This window comes from Streptomyces sp. SLBN-118 (assembly GCF_006715635.1).
Taxonomy (GTDB): domain Bacteria; phylum Actinomycetota; class Actinomycetes; order Streptomycetales; family Streptomycetaceae; genus Streptomyces.
This window is the reverse complement of record NZ_VFNP01000001.1, coordinates 1,578,311-1,594,038: the sequence shown is the minus strand read 5'-3', so window position 1 is coordinate 1,594,038 and position 15,728 is coordinate 1,578,311. Positions and strand designations below refer to the sequence as shown.

Here is a 15,728-nt window from a genome sequence, read left to right as displayed (position 1 = left end):
GTCCGTCGGGGGCCGTCCCCGTCTCGCCGGCCGAGCCTCTTCTGCTCCTGGTGGAGGCGCCATCACGACCGCCGCCATCACCGGGAGCAGCGCGACGGCGGCGCGCGCCAAGGAGGCGGCGCGCGTGCTGCTGGAGGCGGATCGCGCGCAAGGCCCCGACAAGCCGAACGCCCCGCTCCCGCGGCATCGAGCAGGCAGGAGCGGGGCGGTGGGTGTCGCTTGGGGGATCAGCCTTGCGCGGCCGTGTTCGCCAGCGCCGCCGAGAGATCCTTCGCGACCTCCTGGAGGATCGGGACGATCTTCTCGGTGGCCGCCTCGGTGACCCGGCCCGCGGGACCGGAGATCGAAACCGCCGCGGCCGTGGGGGAGTTGGGCACCGAGACCGCGAGGCAGCGGACCCCTATCTCCTGCTCGTTGTCGTCGACCGCGTAACCGGCGCGCCGCACCTGTTCGAGCGCTTCCAGGAAGCCCTCGGGAGTCGTGATCGTTTTCTCGGTGGCCGCCGGCATGCCGGTACGGGCGAGTAGCGCGCGTACCTCGTCCGGCGGGGTGTGCGCGAGCAGTGCCTTGCCCACGCCGGTGGAGTGCGGCAGCACGCGCCGGCCGACCTCGGTGAACATCCGCATGGAGTGCTTGGAGGGCACCTGCGCGACGTACACGATCTCGTCGCCGTCGAGCAGTGCCATGTTCGCCGTCTCGCCCGTCTCCTCGACCAGCCGGGCGAGGTAGGGGCGGGCCCAGGTGCCGAGCAGCCGTGACGCGGACTCTCCCAGGCGGATCAGCCGGGGGCCGAGTGCGTAGCGGCGGTTGGGCTGCTGGCGCACATAACCGCAGGCCACCAGCGTGCGCATCAGCCGGTGGATGGTGGGCAGCGGCAGGCCGCTGCTGAGGGAGAGTTCGCTCAGCCCGACCTCGCCGCCCGCGTCGGCCATTCTCTCGAGCAGGTCGAAGGCGCGCTCCAGGGACTGCACGCCGCCGCTGTTCGCGGGCTTGGCGGCGTCGGTGGAGCCGGCGCTGGACGTTGGCACGTCAACGGTCCTTTCGGGCAGGCGGGCAAGTGAGCAGCCTACCGGGCGTCCGGGCTGCTCGGCGAAAAACACATTCTGCTTTGCGAAATTCTACTTCCACGTTGTGGAAATATCCAGGACCTCAGACCGGATCGGGCAGGTCTTGACGGCGAGGACTGCGGAGTGAAGACTCCTTCAACAGTTCGTTGAATTTCTCTGAGTGGTCCGCTGTACCGGACGGAAGTGAGGGGCACGGGTGTCCAATGTGGACGTGAGGCTGGTACTGCGCTCGACGCGCGTGATCACCCCGGACGGCACACGGGCAGCATCGGTCGCCGTGGCCGCCGGGAAGATCGAGGCGGTGCTTCCGTACGACGCCGAGGTGCCGCCCGGTGCGCGGCTGGAGGACTTCGGGGACGACGTCCTGCTCCCCGGTCTCGTCGACACCCACGTCCATGTGAACGACCCCGGCCGCAGTGAGTGGGAAGGCTTTTGGACTGCCACTCGCGCGGCCGCGGCGGGCGGCATCACCACCCTGCTGGACATGCCCCTCAACTCCCTGCCCCCGACCACCACCGTCGCCAACCTCGCCGCCAAGCAGGAGGTGGCGCGCAGCAAGGCCCACATCGACGTCGGCTTCTGGGGCGGCGCCATCCCGTCCAATGTGAAGGACCTGAGGCCGCTGTACGACGCCGGAGTCTTCGGCTTCAAGTGCTTCCTCTCGCCGTCCGGCGTCGAGGAGTTCCCGGAGCTCGACCAGGAGCAGCTCGCCCGGTCGATGGCCGAGATCGCCGGTTTCGGCGGGCTGCTGATCGTCCATGCCGAGGACCCGAACCATCTGGCCGCGGCGCCGCAGGAGCCCGGACCGACGTACGCGAACTTCCTCGCCTCCCGTCCGCGCGACGCCGAGAACACCGCGATCGAAGGCCTGATCGCCCACGCCAGGCGGCTCGACGCCCGCGTGCATGTGCTGCATCTGTCCTCCTCCGACGCGCTGCCGCTCATCGCGGCCGCCAGACGCGAGGGCGTGAAGATCTCCGTCGAGTCCTGTCCGCACTTCCTCACCCTCACGGCCGAGGAAGTCCCCGACGGGGCAACGGAGTTCAAATGCTGCCCGCCGATCCGTGAGGCCGAGAACCAGGACGCCCTGTGGGACGGCCTGGCCGACGGGACCATCGACTGCATCGTCTCCGACCACTCGCCCTGCACCTCCGACCTCAAGACCCCGGACTTCGCCTCCGCCTGGGGCGGTATCTCCTCCCTCCAGCTCGGCCTCCCCGCCATCTGGACCGAGGCACGCAAGCGCGGGCACACCCTTCAGGACGTCGTCCGCTGGATGTCCGCCGCGCCCGCACAGCTCGCGGGACTCGCCCACAAGGGCGCGATCGAGGCCGGACGCGACGCCGACTTCGCGGTCCTCGCGCCCGACCAGACCTTCACCGTGGACCCGACCGAACTCCACCACCGCAACCAGGTCACCGCGTACGCGGGCAAGACCCTGCACGGAGTCGTCAGGTCGACGTGGCTGCGCGGCGAACGCATCGTGGAGAACGGCACCCTGACCGAGCCGACCGGCCGGCTGCTCGAAAGGAACAACTGATCGTGTCCATTCCCTCCTTCACCGGTGACGCCGGCCCGTTCGGCGGCGGCGACCCGTACGCCGACTACCGCACGGCGGACTTCCCCTTCACGCACTACGCTGACCTCGCCGACCGTCGGCTCGGCGCGGGCGTCATCGCGGCCAACGACGAGTTCTTCGCCGAGCGCGAGAACATGCTCAAGCCCGAGGCCGCGGAGTTCGACCCCGAGCACTTCGGTCACAAGGGCAAGATCATGGACGGCTGGGAGACCCGCCGCCGCCGCGGCATCTCGGCCGAGCAGCCGCACCCCACGGACGACGACCACGACTGGGCGCTCGTACGCCTCGGAGCACCGGGCGTCGTACGCGGCATCGTCATCGACACCGCCCACTTCCGCGGCAACTACCCGCAGGCCGTCTCGGTCGAGGCCACCGCGGTGGCCGGGTCCCCCTCGCCCGGGGATCTGCTCGCCGACGACGTGAAGTGGACGAAGCTCGTGCCCCGTACGGCCATCGGCGGCCACGCGGCGAACGGTTTCGCCGTCGACGTCGAACAGCGCTTCACACACCTGCGCGTCAACCAGCACCCCGACGGCGGCATCGCCCGCCTGCGCGTCTACGGCGAAGTCGCGCCCGACCCCGAGTGGCTCGGCGTGCTCGGCACCTTCGACCTCGTGGCACTGGAGAACGGCGGCCGGGTCGAGGACGCCTCGGACCGCTTCTACTCCCCGGCCACCAACACCATCCAGCCCGGCCGCTCCCGCAAGATGGACGACGGCTGGGAGACCCGCCGACGCCGGGACAAGGGCAATGACTGGATCCGCTACCAGCTGGTGGCGCAGTCCGAGATCCGCGCGGTCGAGATCGACACGGCGTATCTCAAGGGCAACAGCGCGGGCTGGGCGGCGGTTTCGCTCCGCGACGGTGAGACGGGGGAGTGGACGCAGATCCTGCCGAGGACCCGGCTGCAGCCGGACACGAATCACCGGTTTGTGCTCGGGGCTCCGGCGGTGGGGACGCATGTACGAGTGGACATATACCCGGACGGCGGGATCTCGCGGCTGCGGCTGTTCGGCTCGCTGACCACACAGGGCGCGGCGCGGCTGGCTGCGCGGCACCAGGAACTGGGCGGCTGACCCCCGCGGGGCTTGTTCCCCAACCCGCCCTTTCCCGTAACCGGGCGCGCTGCCCCGGACCCCCGCTCCTCAAATGCCGGAGGTGCGGCTGGGCCGCACATTTTCAGCCCGTCCGGCGTTTGAGCACATGCGGCCGAAGGTCGCATACGGGGTCTGGGGCGAAGCCCCAGTTCGGGAAGGGGCGGGTAGGGGAACAGCAGCCGCAGGCGCAACGCCGCGACGACGGCGGCCCTGCCTCCTCGGCGCCGGCGGCAAACCCACGTTGAATCCCCGTGTGACCCTTCAGCAAGAGATCGTCGGCAACGCCATGCAAATGGCGGTCGTCTCCCTCCAGCCGGGCCAGACCGTCTACTGCGAGGCCGGGAAGTTCCTGTTCAAGACGTCCAACGTGACGATGGAGACGCGGCTGTCAGGAGCCGGTGGCCCCGCCTCCGGCTCGGGCTCCGGCGGCATGGGCGGAATGCTGCGCCAGGCCATGGACACCGCCATGCAGGCCGGCCAGCGCGCCCTCGCCGGTGAATCCCTCGCCTTCCAGTACTTCACCTCCACCCGTGGCGAGGGCACCGTGGGCTTCGCCGGCGTACTGCCGGGCGAGATGCGCGCCCTCGAACTCGACGGCACGCGCGCGTGGATGGCCGAGAAGGACGCCTTCGTCGCCGCCGAGTCCACGGTCGAGTTCGGCATCGCCTTCCGGGGCGGCAAGACCGGCCGCAGCGGTGGCGAGGGCTTCATCCTGGAGAAGTTCACCGGCCGTGGAACGGTCATCATCTGCGGCGCGGGGAATTTCATCGACCTCGACCCCGCCGATTTCGGCGGCCGTATCGAGGTCGACACCGGATGCATCGTCGCCTTCGAGGAGGGCATCCGCTACGGCATCCAGCGCATCGGCGGCCTCAACCGCCAAGGCCTGATGAACGCCGTCTTCGGCGGCGAGGGACTCTCCCTGGCCACGCTGGAGGGCAACGGGCGGGTGATCCTCCAGTCGCTGACCATCGAGGGTCTCGCAGGCGCCCTCAGAAAGGCCCAGGGCGGCGACAAGCAGGGACCGACCGGCGGGCTGTTCTCCACGGACGCCGGCTAGGGCGTAAGAAGCACCCCGGGCGCGTCCGAGGCACGCGGGGCCGACCGATGATTTCCTGGTACGAGGGGGGTCTCAGCAGATGACCGGAACACCGCAACTCAGAGCACCCCGAAAGAGGAACCTGCCATGGCTCAGCTCTCGATCACCAGTTTTGTCACCCTCGACGGCGTGATGCAGGCCCCCGGAGGTCCCGAAGAGGACACCAGCGGCGGCTTCGCGCTCGGCGGCTGGTCCGTGCCGTACGGGGACGAGGACTTCGGCCGGTTCATGACTGAGGTCTTCGATCAGGCGGGCGCCTTCCTGCTCGGCCGCCGTACGTACGAGATCTTCGCGGGTTACTGGCCCAAGGTGACCGACCCCGCCGATCCGGTCGCCTCGAAGCTCAACTCCCTGCCGAAGTACGTCGCTTCTACCAAGCTGGAAAAGGCCGACTGGGAGGGCAGCACCATCATCCACGGTGATCTCGTCGAAGAGGTCACCGCGCTCAAGGAGCGCACGGACGGAGAGCTCCAGGTTCACGGCAGCGGAGCCCTCGCCCACTTCCTGATGGCGCACGACCTGATCGACAAGATCAATCTGCTCCTCTTCCCCGTCGTCCTGGGCACGGGCCGCAAGCTGTTCGCCAGCGGCGCCGTCCCGACGGCCTTCCGGCACACCGCCTCCCGGGTCACGGGCGCGGGCGTGGCCATCCACACGTACGAGCTGGCGGGCCGCCCCGAGTACGGCAGCTATTAGGGTCTGTCGTTCGGATCTGGATCTCAACAACCGTGTCCAGATCGCGCTCTTGGCACACGATGCGGGCCTGCTCGACGAGGACGAGCCGGTGCAGCCGACGTACCCTGGCGCGATGGAAACCGTCGATCTGGGGGAGTACGGAGCGGATTTCACCGCGAACCCGTATCCGTACTACGCGCGGCTGCGCGAGTCGGGGCCAGTCCACAAGGTGCGTATGGCGGGCGGCGAGCCGGTCTGGCTGATCGTCGGCCACGAGGAGGCGCGGGCCGCGCTCGCCGACCCACGGCTGTCCAAGTCGCCCGCCACGGTCGGCGCGATGATGCTCGACGAGCAGGTCGTCGGACCGAATCTGCTGGTCCTCGACCCGCCCGACCACACCAGGCTGCGCAAGCTCGTGGCCCGCGAATTCACTGCGCGGCGGGTGGAGAACCTGAGCCCGCGCATCCAGCAGATCACCGACGAGCTGCTGGAGGCGATGCTGCCGGCGGGGCACGGCGATCTGGTCGACGCGCTGGCCTTCCCGCTGCCGATCACGGTCATCTGCGAACTGCTCGGGATCCCGGCCGCCGACCGCGACGCGTTCCGCAAGTGGTCCAACGAGGTGGTGGCCCCGACCGGGGCGAACGCCGAGGCCGACGCCGTCCACGCGCTGGCCGCGTACCTCGACGAACTCATCGAGGACAAGCGCTGTGCCGGGCCCGCCGACGACCTGCTTTCCGCCCTCATACAGACCCGGGCCGAGGACGACGACCGGCTCTCTGTGGCCGAACTGCGGGCGCTCGCCTACCTGTTGCTGATCGCAGGCCACGAGACGACGGTGAATCTCATCTCCAACGGCGTACGGGCCCTGCTCACCAACCCCGACCAACTGGCCGCCCTTCGTGCGGACTTCGGGCTCCTGGACGGTGCGGTCGAGGAGATGCTGCGCTACGACGGCCCCGTGGAGACCGGCACGGCACGCTTCACCGCCGAGCCGGTCCCGGTCGGGGACCGGGTGATCCCGGCCGGCGCGACGGTGCTGGTCGGCATCGCAGCGGGCGACCGCGACCCGTCGCGCTATCCGGCACCGGACACCTTCGACATCCGGCGCGAGACCCGGGGCCATCTGGCCTTCGGGCACGGCATCCACTTCTGCCTCGGGGCGCCGCTGGCGCGGATGGAGGCCCGCATCGCCATCCGTACCCTGCTGGAACGCTGCCCGGACCTCGCCCTGGACCCCTCCGGCGGACCGCTCGACTGGCTGCCGGGCCTGCTGATGCGCGGCGTGCGGCGGCTGCCGGTGCGCTGGTAGCCCGGCGGGGCCCGGCAGTCTGCCAGTCGGCTCAGTCCGCCGGGATCTCCTCCAGCCGGACCGGCCGGTGCTCCCGGCGGGACAGCTCGCACGCCTCCGCGATCCGCAGCGCCGTGAGCGCCTCGCGGCCGTCGCAGGGGTTCTCGGCCTCGCCCTCGACCATCCGGATGAAAGCGTTCAGCTCCGCCTCGTACGCGGGGGCGAACCGCTCCAGGAAACCGGGCCACGGCTTCGTGGCGGGCGGCGGGCCCTTCGGCTCGGTCGAGGTGATCGGCGTACGGTCGTCCAGGCCGACCGCGACCTGGTCGAGCTCACCTGCGAGTTCCATGCGTACGTCGTAGCCCGCGCCATTGCACCGGGTGGCCGTCGCCGTGGCCAGCGTCCCGTCGTCCAGGGTCAGTACCGCGGCCGCCGTGTCGACATCGCCCGCGTCGCGGAACATCGAGGGGCCCCCGTCCGAGCCGGTCGCGTACACCTCGACGACCTCCCGGCCGGTCACCCAGCGCAGGATGTCGAAGTCATGGACCAGGCAGTCCCGGTACAGGCCGCCGGAGAGCGGAAGATACGCGGCGGGCGGCGGTGCCGGGTCGGAGGTGATGGCCCGTACGGTGTGCAAGCGGCCGAGGCGTCCCGAGCGCACCAGCTCGCGGGCCGTTGTGTAGCCCGCGTCGAAGCGGCGCATGAAGCCCAGCTGGAGCTGGGTGCCCGCGGATTCGACCTCGCGCAGGGCGCCGAGCGTACCCGGCAGATCCAGGGCGATGGGCTTCTCGCAGAACGTGGGGAGCCCGGCGCGGGCGGCGCGGGCGATGAGGTCGGCGTGGGCGGCGGTGGCGGAGGCGATCACGACGGCGTCCACGCCCCACTTGAAGATCTCGTTCGCGCTGGGCGCGGCGGTGGACCCGGTGCGCTCGGCGACCTCGGCCGCCCGCGCCGCGTCGGTATCCGCCACGACCAGTGAACCCACCTCCCGGTGCCGGCTGAGCACGCCCGCGTGAAAGGTTCCGATACGTCCCGTTCCGATCAGTCCGATGCGCATGGCCCAAAGGTGGCGTCGCGCCGGTCACGATGTCAAGACTTTGTCCTGACAACCGAACTTCACGACTTCCCGTCAACATTCCGTGCGACTACGCTCACTCCGTGCCCAAGCAGCCCAGACACGTGACGGACCCGTCCCTGTCTCTCGAGCTGAGCGTGGACCGCACCAGTCCGGTCCCGCTCTACTTCCAGCTGTCGCAGCAGCTGGAATCCGCCATCGAGAGAGGGACCCTCACCCCCGGCAGCCTGCTCGGCAACGAGATAGAGCTGGCCAACCGGCTCGGCCTGTCCCGCCCGACAGTCCGCCAGGCCATTCAGTCCCTCGTCGACAAGGGCCTGCTCGTGCGCCGCCGAGGCGTCGGCACCCAGGTGGTGCACAGCCAGGTCAAGCGCCCGCTGGAGCTCAGCAGCCTCTACGACGACCTGGAGGCGGCCGGCCAGCGCCCGGCCACCACCGTGCTGCGCAATGCCGTCGAACCGGCGAGCGCCGCCGTCGCGGCCGCGCTCGGAGTGGCGGAGGGCAGCGACGTGCAGCTGATCGAGCGGCTGCGCTATGCCCACGGCGAGCCGATGGCCAGGCTGCGCAACCATCTGCCGGCGGGCCTCTTCGACTGCGACAGCGAGCGGCTCGAGGCAACTGGCCTGTACCGGTTGATGCGGTCCGCCGGGATCACCCTGCACAGTGCCCGGCAGTCGGTCGGGGCGCGGGCCGCCACCGAGCTCGAGGCCGAGCTGCTCACCGAGGCGACCGGTGCTCCGCTGCTGACGATGGAGCGCACCACCTTCGACGACACCGGCCGTGCGGTCGAGTTCGGCTCGCACATCTACCGGGCCTCGCGTTACGCCTTCGAGTTCCAGCTCCTCGTCCGCCCCTGACCGCCCGTGGAGGGCCGCAAGCAGGTCACGTAAGAATGTCATTCGCGTAAGAATGTTCGGACAAAGTCTTGACGGGGTCGCGTGGCCCCCGTAAAAACTCACCCAGCCGCAATCGGGCGGCCGGGAGAGAAGGCGGACCCACCATGCGAACCACCCGCACGGCAGCAGCCCTGCTCGCCGCAAGTGCCCTGGTCGTCCTTGCCGGATGCAGCAGTTCCGGCGGCAAGGAAGCCAAGGACAGCCCCTCCAAGGACGGCGGAGGAGGGGTTCCCGCAGCCACCGGACGTCTGAAGATCGCGATGGTGACGCACTCCGGCGAGGGCGACACCTTCTGGGACATCGTCCAGAGCGGCGCCAAGGTCGCCGCCCGCAAAGACAACGTCGAGTTCCTCTACTCGGCCAACAAGGAGGGCAAGGAGCAGGCCCAGCTCGTGCAGGCCGCCATCGACCAGAAGGTCGACGGCATCATCGTGACCCTCGCAAAGCCCGAAGCGGTCCAGGATGTCGTCAAGAAGGCCGTCGCGGCAGGCATACCCGTCGTCACGATCAACTCCGGCGCCGAATTCTCCAAGGCGCTCGGCGCGCTCAGCCACATCGGCCAGGACGAGTCCGTAGCGGGCGAGGCCATCGGCGAGGAACTCAACAAGCGCGGCAAGAAGAAGGCCGTCTGCGTCATCCACGAGCAGGGCAACGTCTCGCTCGAAGCGCGCTGTGCCGGAGTGAAGAAGACCTTCAAGGGCACGGTCGAGAACCTCAACGTCGACGGCACCAACACACCCGCGACCACCTCGTCCATCGAGGCCAAACTCCAGGCGGGCAAGGACATCGACTCCGTCGTCGCCCTCGGAGCCCCCATCGCGGCCGCAGCGAGCAAGGCCAAGGAGGGCGCAGGCTCCAGCGCCGAGGTCGACACCTTCGACCTCAACGCCGAAGTGGTCAAGCAGCTCAAGGCCAAGCAGATCGGCTTCGCCGTGGACCAACAGCCCTACCTCCAGGGCTACCTCGCCGTCGACGAGCTCTGGCTCAACAAGGTCAACGGCAATGTGATCGGCGGCGGCAAGCCGATCCTCACCGGTCCCGCGCTGGTCACTGAGAAGGACGTGCCCGCGCTGGAGAAGCTCACCGCCGACGGAACCCGATGACCTGCGTGGCATACCCGATGCCAACCCTCCGACCTGCTGTGACACATACTTGGGCGGCCGGGGCGCGTCACCAAGCCCCCCGGCCGGACCGGGAAGCACAGCGAGTACGGCAAGAGAGGCACGGCGTCGTGGACGCAGTCACCGAGCTGCAGGAATACACAGATCGGGGGACACGATGAGTGCGACCGCACCACCTGCCACACCACCACAGAAGAGCGACGAGCGGCTGCTGCGCACCTCGCCCCTGCGCAAGCTGATGGGCAGGCCCGAACTGGGCTCGGTCGTCGGAGCCGCCGCGGTCTTCATCTTCTTCTCGATCGTCGCGGACTCCTTCCTCCAGGCGTCCAGCCTCTCCACCGTGCTGTACGCGGCATCGACCCTCGGCATCATGGCCGTACCGGTCGCGCTGCTGATGATCGGCGGCGAGTTCGACCTGTCGGCCGGTGTCCTGGTGACCAGCTCCGCGCTGATCTCCTCGATGTTCAGCTACCAGATGACGGCCAACGTCTGGGTCGGCGTCCTTGTCTCGCTGCTGGTCACGCTGGCCATCGGGGTCTTCAACGGCTTCATGCTGACCCGTACGAAACTGCCCAGCTTCATCATCACGCTCGGCACGTTCCTGATGCTGACCGGCCTCAACCTCGGCTTCACCAAGCTGATCAGCGACACGGTCTCCACGAAGTCCATCGCCGACATGGAGGGCTTCAGCTCGGCGAAGAAGATCTTCGCGTCTCAGCTGACCTTCGGTGACGTCACCCTCAAGGTCACCATCCTGTGGTGGTTCGCGCTGGTCGCCCTGGCCACCTGGATTCTGCTGCGCACCCGTTTCGGCAACTGGATCTTCGCAGTCGGCGGCGGCGCGGACGCGGCCCGCGCGGTCGGCGTCCCGGTGAACAAGACCAAGATCGGCCTGTACATGGGCGTCGCCTTCGCCGCCTGGGTCTCCGGCCAGCACCTGCTGTTCTCCTTCGACGTGGTGCAGTCCGGCGAAGGCGTCGGCAACGAGCTGACGTACATCATCGCGGCCGTCATCGGCGGCTGCCTGATCACCGGCGGATACGGCTCCGCGATCGGCTCGGCCGTCGGCGCGTTCATCTTCGGCATGACCAGCAAGGGCATCGTGTACGCGGAGTGGAACCCGGACTGGTTCAAGTTCTTCCTCGGAGCGATGCTCCTTCTCGCCACCCTGCTCAACGCATGGGTCCGCAAGCGTGCGGAGGCAAGCAAATGACGGCCCTCGTCGAGCTCGACAACGTCAGTAAGTACTACGGCAACATCCGCGCCCTGGAGGGTGTCTCGCTGGAGGTCCACGCCGGGCAGATCTCCTGCGTGCTCGGTGACAACGGTGCGGGCAAGTCCACGCTGATCAAGATCATCGCGGGTCTGCACCATCACGACGCCGGGACCTTCCTCATCGAGGGCGAGCAGGCGAACCTGTCCGGCCCGCGCGAGGCGCTGGACCGCGGTATCGCCACGGTCTACCAGGACCTCGCCGTCGTACCGCTGATGCCGGTCTGGCGGAACTTCTTCCTCGGCTCGGAGCCGACGAAGGGGGTCGGTCCCTTCAAGCGCCTCGATGTCGAGCGGATGCGCGAGACGACCAGGTCCGAGCTGCTGCGCATGGGCATCGACCTGCGCGATGTCGACCAGCCCATCGGCACGCTCTCGGGCGGCGAGCGCCAGTGCGTGGCGATCGCCCGGGCCGTGTACTTCGGCGCGAAGGTCCTGGTCCTGGACGAGCCGACCGCCGCGCTCGGTGTGAAGCAGTCCGGCGTGGTGCTGAAGTATGTGGCCGCTGCGCGGGACGCGGGTCTCGGTGTCGTACTGATCACCCACAACCCGCACCACGCGTATCTGGTCGGCGACCGCTTCGTCCTGCTCAAGCGCGGCACGATGTCCGCCAGCCACAGCAAGAGCTCTGTGACGCTGGACGAGCTGACGCGTCAGATGGCGGGCGGGAGCGAGCTGGAGGACCTGCGGCACGAACTGGAGAGGGCGCCGGTGCCGACGCATCTCGGGGGCCACCCGGTGAAGGAGGCGGACGCTTCGTAGCGCCTGCCGCGGACCTGTTCCCCGACCCGCCAGGCCGTAGGGAGGGCGGGTCGGGGAAACAACGCCCGCGCACCGGCACTGCCCACCGGCGCCCGGCGCCCCGTCCCGCCGGATGGCAGAATCGGCCCCGGTGGGCACTGCCCATCGCCGGGGACATGACAGCCGTCGGCCCCCGCCCCGAGACCCCGCAGGGACATGAGCACCTACCGCGACTTCCCGCACCGCGGCGCCGCCCGCGCCACCGTCCTGAAGACCGTCGGCACCCGCGAGCGGCGCTCGCATCTCACCGCGCCCCGCGTTCCCACCGTCGGCATCGACATCGGCGGCACGAAGGTGATGGCGGGTGTCGTCGACGCCGACGGCGTGATCCTGGAGAAGGTCCGCACGGAGACGCCGGACAAGTCCAAGAGTCCCAAGGTCGTCGAGGACACCATCTGTGAGCTGGTCCTCGACCTGTCCGACCGCCACGACGTGCACGCCGTCGGCATCGGCGCGGCGGGCTGGGTCGACGCCGACCGTTCCAAGGTTCTCTTCGCGCCGCATCTCGCCTGGCGCAACGAACCTCTGCGCGATGCCCTCTCGGCCCGGCTCGCCGTTCCCGTCCTGGTCGACAACGACGCCAACACCGCCGCCTGGGCCGAATGGCGCTTCGGCGCGGGCCGCGGCGAGGACCACCTGGTCATGATCACTCTCGGTACGGGTATCGGCGGCGCGATCCTCGAGGACGGCCGGGTCAAGCGCGGCAAGTACGGCGTCGCCGGTGAGTTCGGTCATATGCAGGTCGTGCCCGGCGGCCACCGCTGCCCCTGCGGCAATCGCGGCTGCTGGGAGCAGTACAGCTCCGGCAATGCTCTGGTGCGCGAGGCCCGTGAGCTCGCCGCCGCCGACTCCCCGGTCGCACACAGCCTCATCGAGCGCGTCGGCGGGAACATCCCCGAGATCACCGGCCCGGTCATCACCGAACTCGCCCGCGAGGGCGACGCCATGTGCGTCGAGCTCTTCCAGGACATCGGCCAGTGGCTCGGCATCGGCATCGCCAATCTCGCCGCCGCCCTCGACCCGTCGTGCTTCGTCATCGGCGGCGGTGTCAGCGCGGCCGACGACCTGCTCATCGGCCCCGCCCGGGACGCCTTCCGCCGTCATCTCACCGGCCGCGGCTACCGCCCCGAGGCACGCATTGTCAAGGCCCAGCTCGGCCCGGAGGCAGGTATGGTCGGTGCGGCCGACCTCGCGCGGCTCGTGGCCCGCCGCTTCCGCCGGGCCAACCGGCGCCGTGTGGAGCGCCATGAGCGATACGAGCGCTATGCGCAGGCCATCCGTAACTCCGGCCCCACCCGCCCCACCCGCCCCACCCAGGAACCGTAGTCATGACCGTGCCCCGCCAGTCCATCTCTCCGGACGAGAGCACCCGCCTCCCGGAGGACCACCGCCACATGGTCCGCCGTCGCTGGCTGACGGCGATCATCATCGTGCTCCTCGTCGGAATCCCGGCCGGCTATCTGGTGATCTCCGCGGAGCAGAGCCGTGACAGCGGGCGGGACAAGGAGTCGGAGTCCTCGGCCACCGGCCTGCGCGACACCTGGCCCTCCCAGATGAAGCGCCGCGTCTTCGAGGTGCCGATCCCCGAGAGGTCCACGCATGTCGCGTACTACGAGACGAGCAACTGGAAGACCAGCAGGCTGTACGTACAGTTCCGGACAACCTCCGCCGGGCTCGACCGGTTCCTCAAGGGCGTCGGCACGAGCCGCGCGCAGCTCGACGAAGGCGAGGTCAGCATCGCACCGCATGACGCCGAGACCGTCGCCTGGGACTTCGGCGCGAGCGAGGGCGAGTGGGCGGGCACCAGCCATGTGCAGAAGGACCCCCGTCCCACCCAGGACGTCACCGTCGATCTGACCGACAAGTCCCACCCCATGGTCTATGTCGTCTCGACTGCGACCCCCTGACCGCAGGGCGTTACGTCCAGTCATTACCGTGGGGCGGGTGAGTGAGACGCAGACGCCCCCGAAGACCCTGCAGTACCGGATCGACGGTCCGGACGACGCACCCGTACTCATCCTCGGTCCCTCCCTGGGGACCACATGGCACATGTCGTAGAAACCGTCCATGGGCGTCCAGCTGGCCCAGGGTGAGCGCGTAAATCCAGGTCAGGGCCTTGTGGCGTGAGTGCGTCCGTAGGGTTGGTGACACGCCTGTGACACGTGAGGGGCCCCGTCGGCTTGCTCCGGCAGGGCGTCGTCGTGCAGTTGGTCAAGACGGATTGGGGCTTGCACCGGAGGCTCCGTTGTACTCCGGCTTGCCGCTCTCGAGTACGCGGAGCAGCGAGGCGGTGACGACGCGGGCGGTGCGGCCTATCGGCAGCACGCGGCAGGGGAATTCCCCGCGGCGACCAAGGTCGTAGCCCTTCGATCTCGACAATCCGAACGCCTGGGCGGCGTCCTCGACGCTCGCGGTCCCACTCAAGGTGGCGCGGATGTGCTCGGGGCTGAACGGGCCGTGATGCGTTTCGCTGCCCTGGCTGGGCATTCCTGCCAACAGTGCCTTTCGGTTCGGTTGCTTCCGGGGCAGTGGGGAAGCAGGGAGCTGCGGTGGACTGCCGATTGTCCGAGGAATCACCGGTTTCGGAAACCGGCCATTGACGGGTACCCTGCTCCGCTCAGCGTTGGGATTGAGGTGCAAAGGGCCCAATCAGCGCCAGCGTTGCTGGTTGGGGTCGTCGGCATTGTCTCTACATGTTTCCGATGACGCATCATGTGGAGTGTGTCGCGATCCTTGAGCCAGCCGAAAAGGGTCGCTGACCTGCGGTTTCGCTGAGTGTGCGTTATGGGCGTTACGTGCGTTACGGGCGATATATTGACGCATGTTTGACGCACGAACGGCGCAACTTCTGACGGGTCGTCACGCACAGTTTGGTGGCTGCCAGCGAAGCCCGCAGCCGGTGGTTAATGGGCCCCGGAGGGGGCGGGGGGACGGCCGCCGACCCGTCGGCTGACCTCGCCCTCGCGCCTCTCGATGCTGACGGTCCGTGACGCTGGGTGGAGCCTCAGTCGGGCGGCGTGTCATGGGCTGTGCCCGAGGAATGGCTTCAGGTCGTCGGCTCGTGGTTCGGGGATGTCGGGCAGCCGGGGCGGCGTGCTCAGGGGGTCGAGGTGCTCCACGGTGGCTGACGTCCAGTTGATCCCTGCTTCGGCTTCGGTCCTGGCCTGGCCCGGCAGCATGGCCTCGACTCGCGTGCGTACCGCGCTCATGTATGTGGTCAGTCGGGTGGCGTGGCGCCATGCCGATTCCTGCGCTTCGAAGTGTCTGAAGCGGTACGCCTCGGTGTACTGGACGCGGGCTTCTTCCATGGGGCTTCCCAGCGGATGCGCTTCTGGCGTGCCGCTTCGATCTCGTCGAGGCGTCTGCGTTCGGCGGCTTCTCCGCGAAGCGTGACCTCCTGGAACGTCGTTAAGATCACTGTCGAGGGCATGCCATTTAACAAGCTGCTGTCGGCAACGAAGCACCCGTACTGATCGTGAGTGCGGGCCCCACCGGCTTCGCACTGGCCTGCGACCTGGTGAGGCGCGGCATACGCGCCCGCGTGGTCGAGCGCTCGGATCGCCTCTTCCCGGGTTCGCGGGGAAAGGGCCTGTAGCTGCGCACCCAGGAGGTCTTCGACGACCTGGGCGTGATCGACGCCGCGCGGTGCGATGGCTGCCGCGCGAGGAGCGGAACGCGACGAACGTGCTCACGCGTCGGCAGGAGCACACCGTGTCCTGAGTGCGTCGGAGCGTTCCTCCCGTAACATGCCGCGC

Annotated in this window: 15 protein-coding genes and 1 pseudogene; 12 read left to right on the top strand and 4 right to left on the bottom strand. The window is 69.0% G+C overall.

Annotated elements, in window-relative coordinates; translation table 11 throughout:
• Nucleotides 1-227 precede the first annotated feature (227 nt).
• Nucleotides 228-1,028, bottom strand: coding sequence for an IclR family transcriptional regulator (locus FBY35_RS07155; RefSeq protein WP_142212967.1), 801 nt, complete (start codon nucleotides 1,026-1,028; stop codon nucleotides 228-230).
• A 235-nt stretch (nucleotides 1,029-1,263) separates the two neighbouring features.
• Here FBY35_RS07155 and allB point away from each other — a divergent pair, with 235 nt between their 5' ends.
• The 5 genes from allB to FBY35_RS07130 all read left to right on the top strand — a co-directional run bounded on the left by allB (nucleotide 1,264) and on the right by FBY35_RS07130 (nucleotide 6,829).
• Entirely contained in the window at nucleotides 1,264-2,607 is a 1,344-nt protein-coding gene (gene allB / locus FBY35_RS07150) for an allantoinase AllB (protein WP_142212966.1), read from the top strand.
• The gene (alc, locus tag FBY35_RS07145; protein ID WP_142214947.1) at nucleotides 2,607-3,722 is read left to right on the top strand and encodes an allantoicase; all 1,116 of its coding nucleotides are present in this window, start codon (nucleotides 2,607-2,609) and stop codon (nucleotides 3,720-3,722) included. The genes allB and alc overlap by 1 nt, the downstream gene beginning before the upstream one ends.
• A gap of 274 nt (nucleotides 3,723-3,996) precedes the next feature.
• Nucleotides 3,997-4,803 (top strand): AIM24 family protein, encoded by an 807-nt coding sequence (locus FBY35_RS07140; protein WP_142212965.1) that lies wholly within the window; start codon nucleotides 3,997-3,999, stop codon nucleotides 4,801-4,803.
• A gap of 126 nt (nucleotides 4,804-4,929) precedes the next feature.
• Entirely contained in the window at nucleotides 4,930-5,538 is a 609-nt protein-coding gene (locus FBY35_RS07135; RefSeq protein ID WP_142212964.1) for a dihydrofolate reductase family protein, read from the top strand.
• A gap of 112 nt (nucleotides 5,539-5,650) precedes the next feature.
• Nucleotides 5,651-6,829, top strand: a complete 1,179-nt coding sequence (locus FBY35_RS07130) for a cytochrome P450 (RefSeq protein ID WP_142214946.1) — start codon at nucleotides 5,651-5,653, stop codon at nucleotides 6,827-6,829.
• 31 nt (nucleotides 6,830-6,860) lie between these two features.
• On the opposite strand, the gene FBY35_RS07125 is transcribed toward FBY35_RS07130, so the two are convergent.
• On the bottom strand, nucleotides 6,861-7,865 hold the full coding sequence (locus tag FBY35_RS07125) for a Gfo/Idh/MocA family oxidoreductase (RefSeq protein ID WP_142212963.1): 1,005 nt from the start codon (nucleotides 7,863-7,865) through the stop codon (nucleotides 6,861-6,863).
• Between the two features lie 155 nt (nucleotides 7,866-8,020).
• Between FBY35_RS07125 and FBY35_RS07120 the strand changes: the two genes are divergently transcribed.
• The 6 genes from FBY35_RS07120 to FBY35_RS07095 all read left to right on the top strand — a co-directional run bounded on the left by FBY35_RS07120 (nucleotide 8,021) and on the right by FBY35_RS07095 (nucleotide 13,880).
• A complete protein-coding gene (locus tag FBY35_RS07120; protein ID WP_142214945.1) occupies nucleotides 8,021-8,740 on the top strand; it encodes a GntR family transcriptional regulator in 720 nt (239 codons plus the stop codon).
• A gap of 143 nt (nucleotides 8,741-8,883) precedes the next feature.
• Complete coding sequence (locus tag FBY35_RS07115) at nucleotides 8,884-9,882, top strand: substrate-binding domain-containing protein (RefSeq protein WP_142212962.1); 999 nt, start codon at nucleotides 8,884-8,886, stop codon at nucleotides 9,880-9,882.
• Between the two features lie 175 nt (nucleotides 9,883-10,057).
• On the top strand, nucleotides 10,058-11,113 hold the full coding sequence (locus FBY35_RS07110) for an ABC transporter permease (protein ID WP_142212961.1): 1,056 nt from the start codon (nucleotides 10,058-10,060) through the stop codon (nucleotides 11,111-11,113).
• The gene (locus FBY35_RS07105; RefSeq protein WP_142212960.1) at nucleotides 11,110-11,934 is read left to right on the top strand and encodes an ATP-binding cassette domain-containing protein; all 825 of its coding nucleotides are present in this window, start codon (nucleotides 11,110-11,112) and stop codon (nucleotides 11,932-11,934) included. Before FBY35_RS07110 ends, FBY35_RS07105 begins: the two co-directional genes overlap by 4 nt.
• 195 nt (nucleotides 11,935-12,129) lie before the next feature.
• Entirely contained in the window at nucleotides 12,130-13,299 is a 1,170-nt protein-coding gene (locus tag FBY35_RS07100) for an ROK family glucokinase (RefSeq protein WP_142212959.1), read from the top strand.
• Between the two features lie 2 nt (nucleotides 13,300-13,301).
• On the top strand, nucleotides 13,302-13,880 hold the full coding sequence (locus tag FBY35_RS07095; protein ID WP_186356873.1) for a hypothetical protein: 579 nt from the start codon (nucleotides 13,302-13,304) through the stop codon (nucleotides 13,878-13,880).
• Nucleotides 13,881-14,184: 304 nt separating this feature from the next.
• On the opposite strand, the gene FBY35_RS07090 is transcribed toward FBY35_RS07095, so the two are convergent.
• Both FBY35_RS07090 and FBY35_RS07085 read right to left on the bottom strand, forming a co-directional pair.
• Nucleotides 14,185-14,460: an AlpA family transcriptional regulator gene (locus FBY35_RS07090; protein WP_260848544.1), complete on the bottom strand. Its 276-nt coding sequence runs from the start codon at nucleotides 14,458-14,460 to the stop codon at nucleotides 14,185-14,187.
• Between the two features lie 533 nt (nucleotides 14,461-14,993).
• Entirely contained in the window at nucleotides 14,994-15,281 is a 288-nt protein-coding gene (locus FBY35_RS07085; protein WP_260848543.1) for a hypothetical protein, read from the bottom strand.
• A gap of 161 nt (nucleotides 15,282-15,442) precedes the next feature.
• Between FBY35_RS07085 and FBY35_RS07080 the strand changes: the two are divergent.
• Nucleotides 15,443-15,628: pseudogene (locus FBY35_RS07080) on the top strand (FAD-dependent monooxygenase); the annotation flags it as partial.
• Nucleotides 15,629-15,728 lie beyond the last annotated feature (100 nt).

Bases quoted from the DNA above. Each gene is read 5' to 3' on its own strand.
- FBY35_RS07135 (WP_142212964.1), top strand. From the start codon at position 4,930: ATGGCTCAGCTCTCGATCACCAGTTTTGTCACCCTCGACGGCGTGATG.
- FBY35_RS07130 (WP_142214946.1), top strand. From the start codon at position 5,651: ATGGAAACCGTCGATCTGGGGGAGTACGGAGCGGATTTCACCGCGAAC.
- FBY35_RS07125 (WP_142212963.1), bottom strand. From the start codon at position 7,865: ATGCGCATCGGACTGATCGGAACGGGACGTATCGGAACCTTTCACGCG.
- FBY35_RS07115 (WP_142212962.1), top strand. From the start codon at position 8,884: ATGCGAACCACCCGCACGGCAGCAGCCCTGCTCGCCGCAAGTGCCCTG.
- FBY35_RS07110 (WP_142212961.1), top strand. From the start codon at position 10,058: ATGAGTGCGACCGCACCACCTGCCACACCACCACAGAAGAGCGACGAG.
- FBY35_RS07105 (WP_142212960.1), top strand. From the start codon at position 11,110: ATGACGGCCCTCGTCGAGCTCGACAACGTCAGTAAGTACTACGGCAAC.
- FBY35_RS07100 (WP_142212959.1), top strand. From the start codon at position 12,130: ATGAGCACCTACCGCGACTTCCCGCACCGCGGCGCCGCCCGCGCCACC.
- FBY35_RS07095 (WP_186356873.1), top strand. From the start codon at position 13,302: ATGACCGTGCCCCGCCAGTCCATCTCTCCGGACGAGAGCACCCGCCTC.
- FBY35_RS07090 (WP_260848544.1), bottom strand. From the start codon at position 14,460: ATGCCCAGCCAGGGCAGCGAAACGCATCACGGCCCGTTCAGCCCCGAG.
- FBY35_RS07085 (WP_260848543.1), bottom strand. From the start codon at position 15,281: ATGGAAGAAGCCCGCGTCCAGTACACCGAGGCGTACCGCTTCAGACAC.